General features: G+C 63.1%; 15 protein-coding genes. 6 read left to right on the plus strand and 9 right to left on the minus strand.

Annotation, left to right across the window (positions count from 1 at the left end; all coding sequences use genetic code 11):
• Nucleotides 1–89: 89 nt before the first annotated feature.
• From ACQZ2L_RS17355 to ACQZ2L_RS17370, 4 genes are all read left to right on the plus strand, one after another.
• Nucleotides 90–1,028, plus strand: coding sequence for a 2-hydroxyacid dehydrogenase (locus ACQZ2L_RS17355; RefSeq protein ID WP_430327117.1), 939 nt, complete (start codon nt 90–92; stop codon nt 1,026–1,028).
• Between the two features lie 40 nt (nt 1,029–1,068).
• Nucleotides 1,069–1,857 carry a PhzF family phenazine biosynthesis protein gene (locus ACQZ2L_RS17360; protein ID WP_430327118.1) on the plus strand — a complete coding sequence of 263 codons (789 nt, stop codon included), beginning with the start codon at nt 1,069–1,071 and terminating at the stop codon, nt 1,855–1,857.
• A 29-nt stretch (nt 1,858–1,886) separates the two neighbouring features.
• Nucleotides 1,887–2,225 carry an FKBP-type peptidyl-prolyl cis-trans isomerase gene (locus tag ACQZ2L_RS17365; protein WP_430327119.1) on the plus strand — a complete coding sequence of 113 codons (339 nt, stop codon included), beginning with the start codon at nt 1,887–1,889 and terminating at the stop codon, nt 2,223–2,225.
• Between the two features lie 165 nt (nt 2,226–2,390).
• Nucleotides 2,391–3,050: a histidine phosphatase family protein gene (locus tag ACQZ2L_RS17370; RefSeq protein ID WP_430327120.1), complete on the plus strand. Its 660-nt coding sequence runs from the start codon at nt 2,391–2,393 to the stop codon at nt 3,048–3,050.
• A gap of 15 nt (nt 3,051–3,065) precedes the next feature.
• On the opposite strand, the gene ACQZ2L_RS17375 is transcribed toward ACQZ2L_RS17370, so the two are convergent.
• From ACQZ2L_RS17375 to ACQZ2L_RS17385, 3 genes are all read right to left on the minus strand, one after another.
• The gene (locus ACQZ2L_RS17375) at nt 3,066–3,794 is read right to left on the minus strand and encodes an aspartate/glutamate racemase family protein (protein ID WP_430327121.1); all 729 of its coding nucleotides are present in this window, start codon (nt 3,792–3,794) and stop codon (nt 3,066–3,068) included.
• 16 nt (nt 3,795–3,810) lie between these two features.
• Complete coding sequence (locus ACQZ2L_RS17380) at nt 3,811–5,343, minus strand: NCS1 family nucleobase:cation symporter-1 (protein WP_430327122.1); 1,533 nt, start codon at nt 5,341–5,343, stop codon at nt 3,811–3,813.
• A 471-nt stretch (nt 5,344–5,814) separates the two neighbouring features.
• The gene (locus ACQZ2L_RS17385) at nt 5,815–6,255 is read right to left on the minus strand and encodes an Lrp/AsnC family transcriptional regulator (protein WP_430327123.1); all 441 of its coding nucleotides are present in this window, start codon (nt 6,253–6,255) and stop codon (nt 5,815–5,817) included.
• Between the two features lie 132 nt (nt 6,256–6,387).
• On the opposite strand from ACQZ2L_RS17385, the gene ACQZ2L_RS17390 reads away from it, so the two are divergent.
• Nucleotides 6,388–7,293, plus strand: a complete 906-nt coding sequence (locus ACQZ2L_RS17390; protein ID WP_430327124.1) for a DMT family transporter — start codon at nt 6,388–6,390, stop codon at nt 7,291–7,293.
• Nucleotides 7,294–7,344: 51 nt separating this feature from the next.
• The gene (locus tag ACQZ2L_RS17395; RefSeq protein WP_430327125.1) at nt 7,345–8,271 is read left to right on the plus strand and encodes a class I SAM-dependent methyltransferase; all 927 of its coding nucleotides are present in this window, start codon (nt 7,345–7,347) and stop codon (nt 8,269–8,271) included.
• A 42-nt stretch (nt 8,272–8,313) separates the two neighbouring features.
• Here the strand turns inward: ACQZ2L_RS17395 and ACQZ2L_RS17400 are convergent, their stop codons facing one another.
• The 6 genes from ACQZ2L_RS17400 to ACQZ2L_RS17425 form a co-directional block, all read right to left on the minus strand.
• Complete coding sequence (locus tag ACQZ2L_RS17400) at nt 8,314–10,341, minus strand: mechanosensitive ion channel family protein (protein ID WP_430327126.1); 2,028 nt, start codon at nt 10,339–10,341, stop codon at nt 8,314–8,316.
• Nucleotides 10,342–10,467: 126 nt separating this feature from the next.
• Nucleotides 10,468–11,466: a sulfate ABC transporter substrate-binding protein gene (locus tag ACQZ2L_RS17405; protein WP_430327127.1), complete on the minus strand. Its 999-nt coding sequence runs from the start codon at nt 11,464–11,466 to the stop codon at nt 10,468–10,470.
• Between the two features lie 93 nt (nt 11,467–11,559).
• A complete protein-coding gene (locus tag ACQZ2L_RS17410) occupies nt 11,560–12,384 on the minus strand; it encodes an ion transporter (RefSeq protein WP_181088100.1) in 825 nt (274 codons plus the stop codon).
• 46 nt (nt 12,385–12,430) lie between these two features.
• Entirely contained in the window at nt 12,431–13,309 is an 879-nt protein-coding gene (locus tag ACQZ2L_RS17415) for an urea transporter (RefSeq protein ID WP_430327128.1), read from the minus strand.
• A 162-nt stretch (nt 13,310–13,471) separates the two neighbouring features.
• Nucleotides 13,472–14,887, minus strand: coding sequence for a pyruvate kinase (gene pyk / locus ACQZ2L_RS17420; protein ID WP_430327129.1), 1,416 nt, complete (start codon nt 14,885–14,887; stop codon nt 13,472–13,474).
• The gene (locus tag ACQZ2L_RS17425; RefSeq protein WP_430327130.1) at nt 14,884–16,158 is read right to left on the minus strand and encodes a glycerate kinase type-2 family protein; all 1,275 of its coding nucleotides are present in this window, start codon (nt 16,156–16,158) and stop codon (nt 14,884–14,886) included. The genes pyk and ACQZ2L_RS17425 overlap by 4 nt, the downstream gene beginning before the upstream one ends.
• Nucleotides 16,159–16,251: the final 93 nt, after the last annotated feature.

Consider the following 16,251-nt stretch of genomic DNA (forward strand, 5'->3'; position numbering starts at 1 on the left):
GGTACAGTACAGTTGAAGGGCAATTCTTCGATTGACTGTACTTGCCCCTGACCCCGCATAATCCCTCCTCGCATAGAGCCGGAGGGTGCATGAGCAAGACAGTCCTGGTACTGGTTGAAACCGTCGACGATTACTTGCCCCTGCTGGAGCAGGCGGGCTATCGACTGATCCGTGCGCCGACTGCGCAGCTGCGCGCTGCGGCCATCGCTCAGCATGCCGATGAAATCGACGCGGTGCTCACCCGCGGCCCACTTGGTCTGACTGCCAGCGAGATTCAGGCGCTGCCAAACTTGCAGATCATCTGTGTGATCGGCGCCGGCTATGAACAGGTCGATCTGGCCGCCGCTGCGGCTCGCGGCATCACCGTCACCAATGGCGCCGGCGCCAACGCTGCAGCAGTCGCCGATCACAGCCTAGCCCTGCTGCTGGCCTTGTTGCGCAATATCCCCAATGCAGATGCCAGCACCCGCCGTGGTGAATGGAACCGGGTGATCAGCCCGTCGGTGTCGGGCAAGCGCCTGGGCATCATCGGCCTAGGCGCTGTTGGCCAGGCGATTGCCAAACGTGCCTCCTTGGGCTTCGACATGCCCGTGAGTTACCACAGCCGTACACCCCGTAAAGAACTTGCCTACACCTGGTACGACAGCCCGCTGCGTCTGGCCGAGGCGGTCGACATCCTCGTGATTGCTACACCCGGCGGCGCTGCGACCCAGCATCTGGTCAATGCCGATGTGCTCAAGGCACTCGGTGCCGACGGCTACCTGGTCAATATCGCCCGCGCCAGTGTGGTCGACAGCGCCGCCTTGCTCGAGGCGCTGGAGCAGGGCTGGATCGCTGGCGCGGCACTCGATGTATTCGACGACGAACCCAATGTACCCGATGCCCTCAAGGCACTTGGCAACACTGTTTTGACCCCGCATGTGGCCGGCCAGTCGCCCGAGGCCGCACGCGACACGGTGACCCTGGTGCTGCGCAACCTGCAGGCGTTTTTCGCTGGTGAACCGGTGCTGACGCCGGTTCGCGGCTGAGTTTTCGATCAAGCCATTCATGGACAGTGGAGCTTATTGCATGCAACTCGAGATCTTTCAGGTAGACGCTTTTTCCAGCAAGCCCTTTGGCGGTAACGCGGCGGCAGTGATCCCGTTGCAGCAGTGGCTGGACGACGCCACCCTGCAGCGCATCGCCGAAGAGAACAACCTGTCCGAGACTGCCTACTTCGTCAAACACGGCGAGGGTTACCAACTGCGCTGGTTTACCCCGGCGGTGGAAGTCGACCTGTGTGGGCATGCCACCCTGGCCTCGGCGTGGGTGTTGTTCGAGCAGCTCGGCGAGCAGGCCGAGGTGCTGCGCTTCAGTACCCGCAGCGGCGAGCTGCGGGTCAGCCGTGGCGCCGACGGTATGCTGGCAATGGACTTTCCGGCCAAGCAACCGCAGCCGGTAGCGACCCCGCCAGGCTTGCTGGAGGCGCTCGGCTTGAACAGCGCGCGTGAGGTGTACCGCAGCGATGACTATCTGGTGGCGATTGACGACGTGTCGTTGATCGAGACCCTGACCCCGGACTTCGTCGCGTTGGCCGCGTTCGATGTGCGTGGTATTGCCGTGACCGCGCCGGGCCGAGGCTTTGACTTCGTCACCCGTTGGTTCGGTCCTCGTGTGGGCATCAACGAAGACTCGGTGACCGGCTCGGCGCACACCTCGCTGGCGCCGTACTGGGCCCAACGCCTGGACCAAAGCAGCCTGCGCTGCGAGCAGGGCGGTGCGCGCAAAGGCCAGTTGCACTGTGAGGTGCTCGGCAACGGCCGGGTTATCATCAGCGGCCACGGCGCGCTGTACCTGAAGGGCAGTGTGTTCATCTGAGTGCAGCGGCAGCTATCCCAAGGAGCTTCATGAACAACGAATTACAGATCACCGACCTGCTCGAAGGCGACGGCAAGGCTGTGGTCAAGGGCGCCTTGATCACCACCCAGTACACCGGCTGGCTGGCCGATGGCAGCGAGTTTGATTCTTCCTGGTCGCGCGGCAAGCCGTTCCAGTGCGTGATCGGCACCGGCCGCGTGATCAAGGGTTGGGATCAGGGGCTGATGGGCATGCGTGTCGGCGGCAAGCGCAAGCTGCAGGTGCCGGCGCACCTGGCCTACGGCGAGCGCAGCGTCGGCGCGATTCCGGTCAATTCCGACCTGACCTTCGAGATCGAATTGCTCGAAGTGCTGACCCGCGACGACTGATGCTGTAACAACTTCATCCAGCGAATTTAGCCGGCAAATGAATTTCGTTCACATTTGTCGGTCAAGATGATCCAGTTTGCAGGTCTGGCGCGCCAGTCTGCACTGATGATCATGAAACGCAGGCACGGACGCCTTCTCCTTTATTCGCCGGATGAGTCCATCGCCATGAAGTTGCTGCAGTCCTTGCGACGCCGTCATCTCTACCTCGCCGCTGCGTTTGCCGCAGTGCTGGTGCCACTGACCTATGCCGTGGTGCACAACCATGATGAGCCGGTTGATGGCACCCAGACGCTGGTGTTTCTGCGCCACGCAGAAAAGCCCGGTGAGGGCCTCGGCCAGTTGAATTGTCAGGGACTCAATCGAGCCATCGAGCTGGCTAACGTGCTGCCGGCGCGTTTCGGCGATGCCGATTATGTCTTCGCTGCCAACCCCTCGCGGCACGTCGAAGAGGGTAGCCAGGATGAGCGCTACAGCTATATTCGCCCGCTGATGACCATCAGCCCCAGCGCCATTCGCCTGGGCCTGCCGGTCAATATCGACTTCGGCGCCAATGACTACGACGAGCTGGCCGATGAATTGCTGACCGACAAGTACCGCAACGCCACCGTCTACACCGCGTGGTCGCACGGTTACCTGCCGGATCTGATCAATGCCGTGGCCGGCAAGGCCCTGGGTGACGAGCGAGTCATCACCGAGGACTGGAGCAATGAGGATTTCGACAGCCTGTATGTGATTACCCTGACCTGGCACGACGGCAAGGCGAGCATGCTCAGCCGTAACGTGCGTCAGGGTCTGGATGGTGGCAACAAGGCCTGCCCGACCTGAGCCGGGCAGGGCTGATCAGCGGCCCAGGCGCATCGGCCAGCCAACCACCTTTTTCGCCCGCGGCGTAGCGTAGGTGCGCACCTTGGAGGTGCTCAGGCCAAGGCGCACCAGCGATTCGGCAATGGTTACCGCTGCGCTGACACCGTCCACCACCGGCACCCCGGTGCGCTGGCGGATCTGCTCGTCGAGGCCGGCCATGCCGCCGCAACCGAGGCAGATCACTTCGGCTTTGTCGTCGCGTACGGCGCGTTCAGCCTGCTCGACGATGGCGTCCACCGCTCGTTGTGGGTCCTCTTCAAGCTCCAGCACCGCCAGGCCGCTGGCGCGCACTGAGGCGCAGCGGTCGTACAGGCCGGAGAGTTTCAGACGGTCTTCGATCAGCGGTACGGTGCGGTCCAGGGTGGTTACCACCGAGTAGGCGTGGCCGAGGTACATGGCAGTGCTGGCGGCGGCGTCGGTGATGTCTACCACCGGTACATCGAGCAGCTCCTGCAGCCCCTCGCGACCATGCTCGCCGTAGCCTGCCTGGATCACTGCGTCATATGGCTGGTCGTAGGCGAGCACGCGGTCCATCACCGCGATGGCCGCCAGATAGCTCTCGAAATTGCCCTCCACCGACTCGGCGCCAAAGTAGGGCGTCAGGCCGACGATCTCGGTGCCGGGTGCGGCGACGCTGCGGGCCTGCTCGGCGATCGCCTCGGTGATGGCTTCGGTGGTGTTGACGTTGACGATAAGAATGCGCATGCAAGGGCCTCCTTGATCAGTGGCTGCTGTGGTCGACGGCAATGCACTCGCCGCTGACGTCGTGGTATTGGCGATTGCGCGGAGCAATCAGCAGGTACAGCGCAGCCGCGATGCCGGCACCGATCAGCCAGGAGAACGGCGCCACGCCGTGGAAGTTGGGTACCAGCGCGAGGATGATGGCCAGCAGCGCCGCCGGCGCGAAGGCCGCTATCGCCCGCCAGTTGATGCCGCGGGTGTAGTGATAGGCGCCAGCCGGGTTTTCGCTGTACAGCTCAGGCACGTTGATCTGGCCTTTGCGCAGCAACCAGTAGTCGGCCATGATCACCCCGTACAGCGGGCCGAGCAGGGCGCCCAGGCCGGACAGGAAGTAGACGATTACCAGTGGGCTGTTGTAGAGGTTCCACGGCAGGATCAGTACCGCCAGCGTGGCGCTGATCAGGCCGGCGCGGCGGAAGTTCAAGTGGCGCGGGGCGAGATTGCTCAGGACAAAGGCCGGGGCGACAAAGTTGGCCATGATGTTCACCGCCACGGTGACGATCAGGAACGCCAGGCAACCCAGTACCAGGAACAGCGTATTAGGAATTGTCGCAACGATCTGGGTGGGGCTGTCGATGATGTGGCCGTTGATCTTGAACTGCGCACCGCTGAGCACCACGGTGATCACCGCGAACACCAGGATATTCACCGGCAGGCCCCAGAAGTTGCCGACGCGGATGGTCTTGCGGCACGGCGAGGAGCGGGCGAAGTCGCAGAAGTTCAGCACCAGGGTGCCGTAGATCGCCAGCCACAAGGCGCCACCGGCAAAGATATTGCGCCACATTTCATAACCGGTCAGCGGCTCGGCCACCGACCAGGCGATGCGTGTGTCGGCCTGGAAGTACATCCAACCGGCCAGGCTGGCGACTGTCAGCAGAATCACTGGGCCGGCAAAGCCTTCATAACGGCGCACCATCTCCATGCCGTAGGCAAGGATCACCAGCTGCACCAGCCAGATCGCGACGAAGCACACCCAGCCCAGGCTCGACAGGCCGAGGATGCTGTCTTGATCGTACGCAGCCACTTGCGGCCAGACTGCGGTGAGCAGCACGCGCAGCACCACCGAGGCAAGGTAGGTCTGGATGCCGAACCAGGCGATGGCGATCACCGCGCGAATCAACGCCGGCAACTGTGCGCCGTGGATACCGAACGCGATGCGGCTGATGACTGGGAACGGCACACCCGTCTTCTGCCCCATGTAGCCAGACAGGTTCATGAAGAAGTACACCAGCACTGCGCCGATCGCCAGCGACAAGAGGATCTGCCAGCCACCCAGGCCGAGCGCGAACAGGCCCATGGCGAAGGAATAGTTGGCGATGTTGTGCACATCGTTGGTCCATAGCGCAAAGATGCTGTAACCGCCCCAGCGCCGACCCTCGAGGCGGGTCGGTGCGAGGTCGCGGTTGTGCAGGCGCGGGCTGAGTTCGAGGGCCGGCGATTGGCCGGTCAGGGTTGATGGCTGGGCGGTGCTGGCGACGGATAGTTCAGGGGCAAGGTCGAGGCTGCTACTCATTCCGGCGGCTCCTGATGCGCAGGTTGCAGTGAAGGGCGAGGGTGCACGGTCTCGTCTTGTCACTGTTGATTCCTTGGCATCACTGGGTTCTGGAGGCTGCGGCCTGCTTGGGGCAGGCGCTGCGCGTTGTTGTGTATTTAGGTTTTGTTCAAGTTGTATACAAAACACAAGCACAGCAAAGCCAGTTCCATGCCATCGGGTGTGCAAGTTTGCACTTTAGCGGTCTATGAGTTCTCCATATAAATCCATAACTTACTGAATTAAGTTATTTATAAGTTGACCGATTGAACAGGTTAAATTTTTTACCAACTTGGTTTGCTGATCAATCGGTCAAATTAGTTAGCGCTGCGTGTGTAACGTCTTGGTGCCGTGCTTCCCAGAAGTGCACACAAAAATGGCACCTTAGGTGACAATCCTGTGTACAAAAAATAAGCAGCACAATCTGGCCGTGCCGGTCTGTAGGAAAGTCGCTCACTCGGCCATCGGCGGCAGGCGGCGTTTCACTGGGCTCTTCTTGATAATTGCGGTGTTGGTCTCGGCCAGGACATTGATGCGGTCGAGCAAGCTGTCCAGTTGCTCCATCGAGCGCACATGCAGGCGGGCGATAAAGCAGTCCTCGCCGGTCACCTTGTCGCACTCGGTGAACTCGGCAATCGCGATGATCTGGCGCTCGACTTCCTGCAATTGGCCCGGCAGCGGGCGGATGCGCACGATCGCCTGCAACTGATAGCCGAAACAGCGCGGATCGATCTCGACGGTGTAGCCGCGCAGCACGCCGCGTTCTTCCAGCCGGCGCAGCCGCTCGCTGACACTGGGCGCCGAAAGCCCGCTGATCTGCGCCAGCGCTTTGAGCGAGCGGCGCGAATCCTCCATCAGGGCGGTGATCAGCAGTTGGTCGGTGGCATCGGTCATAAGTACCTCATTAGGTAAAGCGTCTGATTTGCCTTGATCGTAAAGGTGAATGGCGATTTTTGCCTTGGTTATCCGCTGGAAGGCGGCAGGCAGCCCTCGTCATACTGTTGCCATCATCAACGGAGGTGGCCGATGGACAGTTCAATACGCCGTGGTTCGCTGGAAATGATCGTTGCCATGCTGATTTCCGGGACGATTGGCTGGTTCGTGCTGGTGTCCGGACAACCGGTGCTGGAGGTAGTGTTCTGGCGCTGTGTGTTCGGCGCGGGGGCGTTACTGCTGATCTGCGCGAGCCTGGGCCTGCTCAAGGCCGGCGTGATCAGCCGCGGCGCCGTGCTGCTGGCGATTGTCAGCGGGGTGGCCATCGTCGGTAATTGGGTGCTGCTGTTCGCCTCGTATTCGCGGGCGTCGATCGCCATCGGTACGGCGGTATACAACGTGCAGCCGTTTCTGTTGGTCGGCCTGGCTGCGGTGTTTCTCGGCGAGAAGATCACCCTGGCCAAACTGAGCTGGCTGGGCGTGGCATTCGTCGGCATGCTGGCCATCGTCAGTGCCCATGGCAACGGCCAGAGCAGTGGCAGCGACTATCTGCTGGGGATTGCCCTCGCACTTGGGGCGGCGTTGCTGTATGCGGTGGCGGCGTTGATCATCAAGCGCCTGAGCGGTACGCCGCCGCACTTGATCGCGCTGATCCAGGTCAGCACTGGCATCGCCCTGCTGGCGCCGTGGGTCAAGCTTGGTGGGTTGCCCACCGAACTGCCGGCTCTGGCCAGTTTGTTGACCCTCGGCACCGTCCACACCGGGCTGATGTATGTGCTGCTGTACAGCGCGATCCAGCGTCTGCCGACTGCGTTGACCGGCGCGCTGTCGTTCATCTACCCGATTGCGGCGATCCTGGTCGACTGGTTCGCCTTCGGCCATCGGCTGGCGCCGTTGCAGTGGCTGGGGGTTGCGTTGATTCTGCTGGCCGCTGCCGGCATGCAGCAAGGCTGGTGGTTTCGCGCCCCGGTCAAAGCGGCGCCAAGTCCATGCGACTGAGTGCGATTGAAGCGGGTAGAATGGCCCATTTTGATCCTCAGCGACGCGCCCATGACCTCCGTGATTGATACCCTCGAGCAGCATCTGCTCACCGCCCTCGACCCTGCTCCGTTGGAAACTCGCCGCTTGTTCCATGGCCGTGGCCGCTGCTGGGCCGGGCTTGAGCAGATCACGGTGGATTGGCTGCAGGGTGTGTTGCTGGTGGCGTTATTCCGCGAGCCGCCCGAGGGCCAACTGGCAGAGCTTGAGGCGATGCTGCTTCGTCTGGCCGAGCGCCCGTTGTGGACCGGCGAGGCGATCCTGATCCAGCACCGTTACCTGCCTGACAGCCCGGGCCAGTGGTTGCTCGGCGAGCCAGTGCAGCAGCGTGAGGTGGTTGAAGACGGCCTGACCTATCTGCTCGACCTGGGTGTACGCCAGAACAACGGGCTGTTCCTCGACATGCGCTATGGCCGGCGCTGGGTGCGTGAGCACGCCGCCGGCAAGCGGGTACTCAATCTGTTCGCCTATACCTGCGGTTTCTCCGTGGCGGCGATCGCCAACGGTGCTGCGCAGGTGGTCAATCTGGACATGGCCAAGTCGGCGCTGTCGCGCGGGCGCGAGAACCATCGGCTCAATGGCCATGATGTGGGGCAGGTGGCGTTTCTGGGCCATGAGCTGTTCAAGTCATGGGGCAAGGTGCGCAAGTACGGGCCGTATGACCTGATCATCATCGACCCGCCGACGTTCCAGCGCGGCAGCTTCGTACTGACCCAGGACTACGCGAAAATCCTGCGCCGCTTGCCCGAGCTGCTCAGCGCAGGCGGCACGGTGCTGGCGTGTGTCAACGACCCGGCGATTGGCTCGGACTTCCTCATTAAGGGCATGGCTGAGCAGGCGCCGGGGTTGCAGTTCATCGAGCGTCTGCAGAATCCGCCGGAGTTTCCCGATGCTGACCCTGAAGGTGGCCTGAAGGCGCTGGTGTTCCGCCAGGTGTGAACTGCCGCCCTCGACAGCGAGGGCGACAGTCATTGGCGCGGTTCAGGCCGGCAGTGCTCGGGCCTGGGCGGGCATCGGGTAGACCTGGGCGAAAGCGACGTTGTCGGTCTGGTCGACGCGCTTTTTCAGACGCTCGTTAAAGGCCCGGCTAACCGCATACTGGCCACCGGAAATGGTCCGGAACTGCGCGGTCAGAACAAACCCGTTAAGGTCCATGCGGTCGACGCCGAACACCTGCAGCGGCCCTTGCAGGTTGATCCGCAGTAGTGGGTCTTCGCTGATCGACTTGCCCACCTCGTGAATCAACGCCAGCGACTGATCGACGTCGCTGTCGTAGGTGAACTGCACCGAGAAGAACGCATAGGCGAACTGCCGCGACTGGTTGGTGACAGCCTTGATCTGGCCGAACGGCACTGAGTGGACGAAGCCCTTGCCGTCGCGCAGGCGCAGGGTGCGGATGGTCAGGCTCTCAACGGTGCCGGCGTGGCCGGAGTCGAGCACCACCCAGTCACCGATCGAGATGGTGTCTTCGATCAGGATGAACAGGCCGGTGATCACATCCTGCACCAGCTGCTGGGAACCAAAGCCGATGGCCAGGCCGATCACCCCAGCACCCGCCAGCAGGGGCGCGACGTTGATGCCCAGGTTGGCCATGGTGGTGATGGTGCAGATCACCACCAGGATCACCTTCACCGCATTGCGCAGCATCGGCAGGATGGTGCGCACTCGCGTGCTGGGCTGGCGCGAGCTGCGCTTGCCGACGGGTGGCTTCAGCGCCTCTTGAATGGCGGTGTCGAGCACTACCCACAGCAGCCAGGTGACCAGCAGGATCAGGCCGATGCTTGAAATTGAATTGCTGATCGCCTGGCCGAGGCGGTTGCTCAGGGCGAAGTCGATCACCGAGAAACCCCAGATGCGCCCGAGCAGCTCGATAAAGGTAATCGCCATGGCGATGCGCAACAGCGCATGGGCGAGGCTGCGTAGCAGTTCCTTGTACGGGCGGATTTTCTGCGTATCAACCTTGCGTGACGCCAGCAGGTGTTGCAGCAGAGTGCTGAGGAACAGCGTGGCAACCAGCAGCACGGTGGTGAGCAGGGCGTTCTGCAGGGCTTTCTGGCTCTCTTCGCCGGCACCGATCAGGTTGATCGCCGAGACCAGAATCATCATCAGGATCGGCAGGTACCACAGCTTGGAGAAGATCCGCAGGGTCTCCTGTACTGCACGATGGTGCAGGCGATCATGCAGGTCGCGGTTGCGAATCAGGTGCCCCACCGGCCGGCGCAGGCGCAGGACCAGGCTGGCAAAGATGAAGGTGGCGATCAGGCCTGTAATCACGGCAATGCTCGCCGTGATATTGCCGCCTATCTGGCGGGCAATCTGCGGGCTGGTCAGCGCGTCGCTCCAGGCCGCGAGAAAGCCGATCATGAACAACGCACGCGGTGCCATCTGCCGGATCACGGCAACCGCCGGGCGTTTGTGGCCGGCATCGAACAGGGTGATCAGGCAGAGGATGATCGAGGTCGAGAACAAGCCGCTGCTGGTCGCGTAGGCCAGGCTCAGGCCGAGTGCGCGGGCAATCGACGGGTCGAGAAAGCGGCTGGCGTACAGCGTAAGCGGCAAGCTCGCGAGGGCCGGCAAGGTGTAGGGCAACAGATACCCCAACAGCCCACGCAGGCGCTTGCGCCGTTGCAGCAGGGCGGTGCGCGCGCAGCGGCCGGCGAGCCAGCGGCCGAGCAGGCTGAGCAGCGAGAAGCTGGCGGCCCAGGCCACTGTCAGCAGGACAAAATCGCCGATCAGTTGCAGGCCGTCGTTGCCCGAGTGGCGGTCCACCAGGCGCTCCATCTCTTTGCTGGCACGGTCGGTGCGCAAACGCCAGGTGTCTACCACATGGGCATCGAGGTCGAGGTCTTTGGCTGCACTGTCCAGGCCATCGGCCAGGGCACCCAGCAAGCCACCCTGCAACACCGGGGCAGGTTCTTCGGCGGGGGCTTCGGCAGGGGCGGGGTCGGCGGCGTAGAGTGAGGTGCTCAGCAACAGGCTGAGGAGTAACGGGGTTAGCAAGCGCAGCACTGGAGTACTCCTTGGGCCGTGGCGGGCGTTGGGGTTACTCAAGGAACTGATTGCCGAAGGCGGGGGAAGTTCGATGCAATCCGGGCCATTGCCTGGCCCGGAACGCTCTGGCGAGGGATCAGTCGATCACTGGCCGGTGTAGATCTGGTCGAATACGCCACCGTCGTTGAAGTGGGTCTTCTGCACGGTGCGCCAGTCACCGAAGGTCTTCTCTACCGAGAGGAAGTCGACTTTCGGGAAGCGGTCGGTGTACTTGGCCAGTACCGCTGGATCACGCGGGCGCAGGTAGTTGTTGGCAGCGATTTCCTGGCCTTGTGGCGACCACAGGTACTTCAGGTATTCCTCGGCGGCGGCGCGGGTGCCTTTCTTGTCGACCACCTTGTCGACCACGGTGACCGGCGGCTCGGCTTCGGCCGATACGCTTGGGTAGATCACTTCGAACTGATCGCGACCGAATTCGCGAGCGATCATCTCGGCTTCGTTTTCAAAGGTGACCAGCACGTCGCCGATCTGGTTGGTCATGAACGTGGTGGTAGCTGCGCGGCCACCGGTATCGAGTACTGGCGCTTGCTTGAACAGCTTGCCGACAAAGTCCTTGGCCTTGTTCTCGTCGCCGCCGTTCTTCAGCACGTAGCCCCAGGCCGAGAGGTAGGTGTAACGGCCGTTACCGGAAGTCTTGGGGTTGGGCACGATCACCTGGACGCCGTCCTTGAGCAGGTCTGGCCAGTCTTTCAGCGCTTTGGGGTTGCCCTTGCGCACGATGAACACGGTGGCCGAGGTGAACGGCGCGCTGTTGTTCGGCAGGCGCGTTACCCAGTTGTCCGGGACCAGCTTGCCGTTGTCGACCAGGGCATTGATGTCGGTGGCCATGTTCATGGTGATGACGTCAGCCGGCAGGCCATCGATCACCGAGCGCGCCTGCTTGCTCGAACCGCCGAAGGACATCTGCAGGTTGATCTTTTCTTTGTGCTCGGCTTCCCAGTGCTTCTGGAAGGCGGCGTTGTAGTCTTTGTAGAAGTCGCGCATCACGTCATAGGACACGTTGAGCAGCGTCGGCGCAGCCTGGGCCAGATTGGCCAGGGTCAGGCCTGCGGCGAGCAGCGAGGCGGTAAACAGTTTTTTCACGACGCGATCCTTGTTCTTGAAAGAGTTAATGGCAGAGTGCCTGCGACTATAGCGGGTGTTTCTCAAGCGTTTAAAGAACGAAATACGCTTTGGTTATTCCTTCTTGGGGAACAGCGCATTGCCGCAGCGCGAGCAGAACGCGGCGCCGTGCTCATGGCTGTTTTTGCGGCAGGTCGGGCAGTCGTGCTGGAGTTGTTCGCCGCGCATGGCGTTGGCCAGCTCAGCGGTGAAGATGCCGGTCGGCACGGCGATGATCGAGTAACCGGTGATCATCACCAGCGACGACAGCACCTGGCCCAGTGGCGTCTTCGGCACGATGTCGCCAAAGCCCACGGTGGTCAGGGTGACGATCGCCCAGTAGATGCCTTTGGGGATGCTGGTGAAGCCATGCTCGGGGCCTTCGACCACGTACATCAAGGTGCCGAACACGGTCACCAGCGTGGACACGCTGACCAGAAACACGATGATCTTCTGCTTGCTGCCGCGCAGCGCGCTCATCAGGTAGTTGGCCTGCTTGAGGTACGGACTCAGCTTGAGCACACGGAAGATCCGCAGCATGCGGATCACGCGGATGATCAGCAGGTACTGGGCGTCGCTGTAATACAAGGCGATGATGCCCGGCACGATGGCCAGCAGATCGACCAGGCCGTAGAAACTGAAGGCATAGCGCAGCGGCTTGGGCGAGCAGTACAGGCGGGTCAGGTATTCGGCGAGAAAGATCGCCGTGAAGCCCCACTCGATGGCGGCGAGCAGGCCTGAATAGTTCTGGTGAACCTCATCGATACTGTCGAGGATCACCACCACCAGGCTGGCCAGAATAATCAGCAGCAGGGTCTTGTCGAAGCGTCTGCCAGCGGTGGTGTCGGATTGAAAAACCAGAATGTAGAGCCGCTCGCGCAGGCTCGCCGGGGAGTTCATGGGGCGCGTTCCATAGGTGCAGTGCGCAGAGCCTAGGGCTTGCCCCTCAGCTGTGCAAGCGGCGCGCTTTGCCCCCCGCCAGCCCGCGCGGCAGGCGGCTGCTCAGGTGCAGCAGCCAGCAGGCGGCAACGAACGGCGCGGTCAGGGCGGCCACCGGCAGCAGGTTGAACAGCGGTTGCAGGGCGATGGCCAGGACGATCGCCAGCAGTGGCAGCCACGGCCGTTCGCGCTGGCCGCAAAAGGCCAGTGCCGCAAGCGCGGCATTGAAACCGAGCAAGCCCATCCCGGCGCTATGCGCATCGCCCATGAGCAGCGCGACGCAGGCGCCCAGGCCTGAGCCGAACAACGCCCACAGTGCGGCGCTGCGGTTGGACAGGAACAAACCGATGGCAATCAGCAGCCCCGCCAGCGGCTGCTCCAGCAGAAACACCTGGCCCAGGCCACGTGCCAGCGCCTGCAGGGGCTCGGCGCTGACCGTGGCGCTGGCAGCAGATGGCTGCGCTGCCAACAGCGCGGCCCAGCCGAGCAGCACGAACGGTGCGGTATAGGCCGGCAGCAGGCAGGCGCCGCGTTTGCGCCATTGATGGACGAGGATGCTCGACAGGCCGCTGGCGGCGATGATCAGCGGCGGCAAGATTACCGACCATGGCAATACCAGGCTGAACAGGATGCCAATCAGTACGCCGTTGTAGCTGTACAGGCCGGCCTGGCGATCAGCCCGGTCATAGCCGCGTCGCTGCGCCGTGAGCAAACCGGCCAGTGCGCCCAGCAGGGCACCACCGACCAGCTGCGGTGCGGTCAGGAGGATGGCGAGCAAGCAACACAGGCCGCACAGCGGGCTACGCTGCAGCAGTACCTGGCTGAAGCCGTTGAGAAGCGCCGTGGCCCAGTCCGGGCACGGGGTGACGAAATTTTGTGTGTACATGGGCAGTCAGTAGGTTGAAGTTGGCGGTGGGCCTCTTTGGGCCTCGTTTTTCCGCGGTGGGTCAGGTCGCCCGGGGCTGCTTTGCAGCCCTTCGCGGGCAAGCCCGCTCCCACAGGGTTTTGTGTGGGAGCGGGTTTACCCGCGAAGGACCGCAAAGCGGTCCTAGATCAAGGTCTCGATGCGCAGGGTGTTGGTCGTACCCGGCTTGCCAAACGGCACACCGGCGGTGATCAGCAGCGTGTCGCCGATGCTGGCCATGCCTTGTGCCTGGCCAATCTCCAGCGCGGTCGAGCAGATTTCGTCGACCTGGCGCAGGCGGTCGTTGACCACCGAATGCACGCCCCAGGTCACGCTCAGGCGGCGTGCCGTCACCAGATTTGGCGTCAGGTTAAGGATCGGTGCCCGTGGTCGCTCGCGGGCGGCGCGCAGGGTCGAGGCGCCAGACTCGCTGTAGTTGACCAGCACCGCTACCGGCAGAATGCCGCTGATACGGCGGATCGCGCAGCTGATCGCATCCGAGGTGGTGGCTTCGGCTTTTGGCCGGCCGACGTCGAGCTGTGCCTGGTAATCCGGGCCGTTTTCAACCTGGCGGATGATCTTGCTCATCATCTGCACGGCTTCCAGCGGGTAGTCACCAGAGGCGGTTTCGGCGGATAGCATCACCGCATCCGCGCCTTCGGCGACTGCATTGGCGACATCGGTGACTTCGGCGCGGGTCGGCGCGGGCGAGAAGCGCATCGATTCGAGCATCTGCGTTGCCACCACCACCGGGCGGCCGAGCTGGCGGCAGGTATTGATGATGTGTTTCTGGATCTGCGGCACGCTTTCGGCGGGCACTTCAACGCCCAGGTCACCGCGGGCGACCATGATCGCGTCGGACAGCTCGGCGATGGCCTGCAGTTGGTCGACCGCCGACGGCTTCTCGATCTTGGCCATGAGGTAGGCGCGGTCGCCGATCAGCTGGCGCGCTTCGATGATGTCCTCAGGGCGCTGCACGAACGACAGCGCCACCCAGTCCACCCCAAGCTCCAGGCCGAAGGCCAGATCGCGGCGGTCTTTCTCGGTCAGCGGGCTCAGCTCGAGCACCGCCTGCGGCACGTTAACGCCCTTGCGGTCGGACAGCTCGCCGCCGGCCAGCACTTCGGTATCGATCGCATCGTCATGCCTGGCGGTCACGCGCAGGCGCAGTTTGCCGTCGTCGAGCAGCAAGTCCATACCTGGCTGCAGGGCGGCGATGATTTCCGGGTGCGGCAGGTTGACCCGGCGGCTGTCGCCCGGGGTGCTGTCCAGGTCCAGGCGCAGGGCCTGGCCACGCTGCAGCTGGACCTTGCCTTCGGCAAAGCGACCGACCCGCAGCTTCGGCCCTTGCAGGTCCATGAGGATGCCCAGCGGGTAGTTCAGCTGTTGCTCGACTTCGCGGATCCACTCATAGCGCAGGGCGTGGTCGGCGTGCTCGCCGTGGCTGAAGTTGAGGCGAAAGATATTCACCCCGGCTTCGACCAGTTGGCGGACATCGTCGATGCCGTTGATGGCAGGGCCGAGGGTGGCGAGGATTTTGACTTTTTTATCAGGCGTCATGATTGGGCAGTCTCGAGAATCAGAATGGCGCGGAAGTCGTTGACGTTGGTACGGGTCGGCTCGGTGACGATCAGCGCGTCGAGCGCGGCGAAGTAGCCGTAGCCATTGTTGTTGTCCAGCTCATCGCTGGCCGAAAGCCCCAGCGCGGCGGCGCGGGCATAGCTGGCCGGGGTCATGCTGGCGCCGGCGTTGTCTTCCGAGCCATCGATGCCGTCGGTGTCGCCGGCCAGGGCATACACGCCCGGCAGGCCCTTGAGGTTTTCGGTGAGGCTGAGCAAAAACTCCGCGTTGCGCCCGCCACGGCCATTGCCGCGCACGGTCACGGTGGTTTCACCGCCGGAGAGAATCACGCAGGGCGCCTTCAGCGGCTGGCCGTGCTGGACGATCTGCCGAGCGATGCCGGCATGTACCTTGGCCACCTCGCGCGACTCGCCTTCCAGGTCGCCGAGAATCAGCGGGCTGAAACCGGCCTGGCGGGCTTTCACCGCTGCAGCTTCCAGCGACTGCTGGGGCTTGGCGATCAATTGGAAGTGGCTGCGGGCCAGGGCTGGATCGTTGGCCTTGACGGTTTCCGAGGCCGGGTTGTTGAGCCAGTCGATGACCGCTTGTGGCGCTTCGATGTTGTAGCGCTTGAGGATCGCCAGCGCTTGCGCCGAGGTGCTCGGGTCGGCCACGGTCGGGCCGGAGGCGATCACGGTGGCGAGGTCGCCGGGCACATCGGAGATGGCATAGGTGTACAACGTGGCTGGCCAGCAGGCTTTGGCCAGGCGGCCACCCTTGATCGCCGAGAGGTGCTTACGCACGCAGTTCATCTCGCCGATGGTCGCGCCCGACTTGAGCAGGGCCTTGTTGATCTGTTGCTTGTCGGCCAGGGTCAGGCCCGCGGCGGGCAGGGCGAGCAGGGCAGAGCCGCCGCCAGACAGCAGACAGATCACCCGGTCGCTTTCAGTGAGATTGCTGACCAGCTCCAGCACGCGCTTGGCCACGGCCAGGCCGGCGGCATCGGGAACGGGATGGGCAGCTTCGACTACTTCGATTTTCTGGCAACTGGCGCCGTGGCCATAGCGGGTCACGACCAGCCCGGAGACTTCGCCTTGCCAGGTTTTTTCGACCACTTCGGCCATGGCGGCGGCGGCCTTGCCGGCGCCGATGACGATGACCCGGCCGCTACGGTCGGCGGGCAAGTAGGCTTCGAGGACCTGGCTTGGGTGGGCGGCGGCGATGGCTGTGTCGAACAGCTCGCGCAGGAATTGTTGCGGATCGACCGACATGGCAGGCTCCCAAAATTCTTGTTGTTATGCGTAATAAAAAACGCCCCCGGAACGACCTCCGTGCAGGCTGAACCAGGGGCGGTGTTGCTTGGT

The sequence above is a fragment of the Pseudomonas shirazensis genome, assembly GCF_050496565.1.
Taxonomy (GTDB): domain Bacteria; phylum Pseudomonadota; class Gammaproteobacteria; order Pseudomonadales; family Pseudomonadaceae; genus Aquipseudomonas; species Aquipseudomonas shirazensis_A.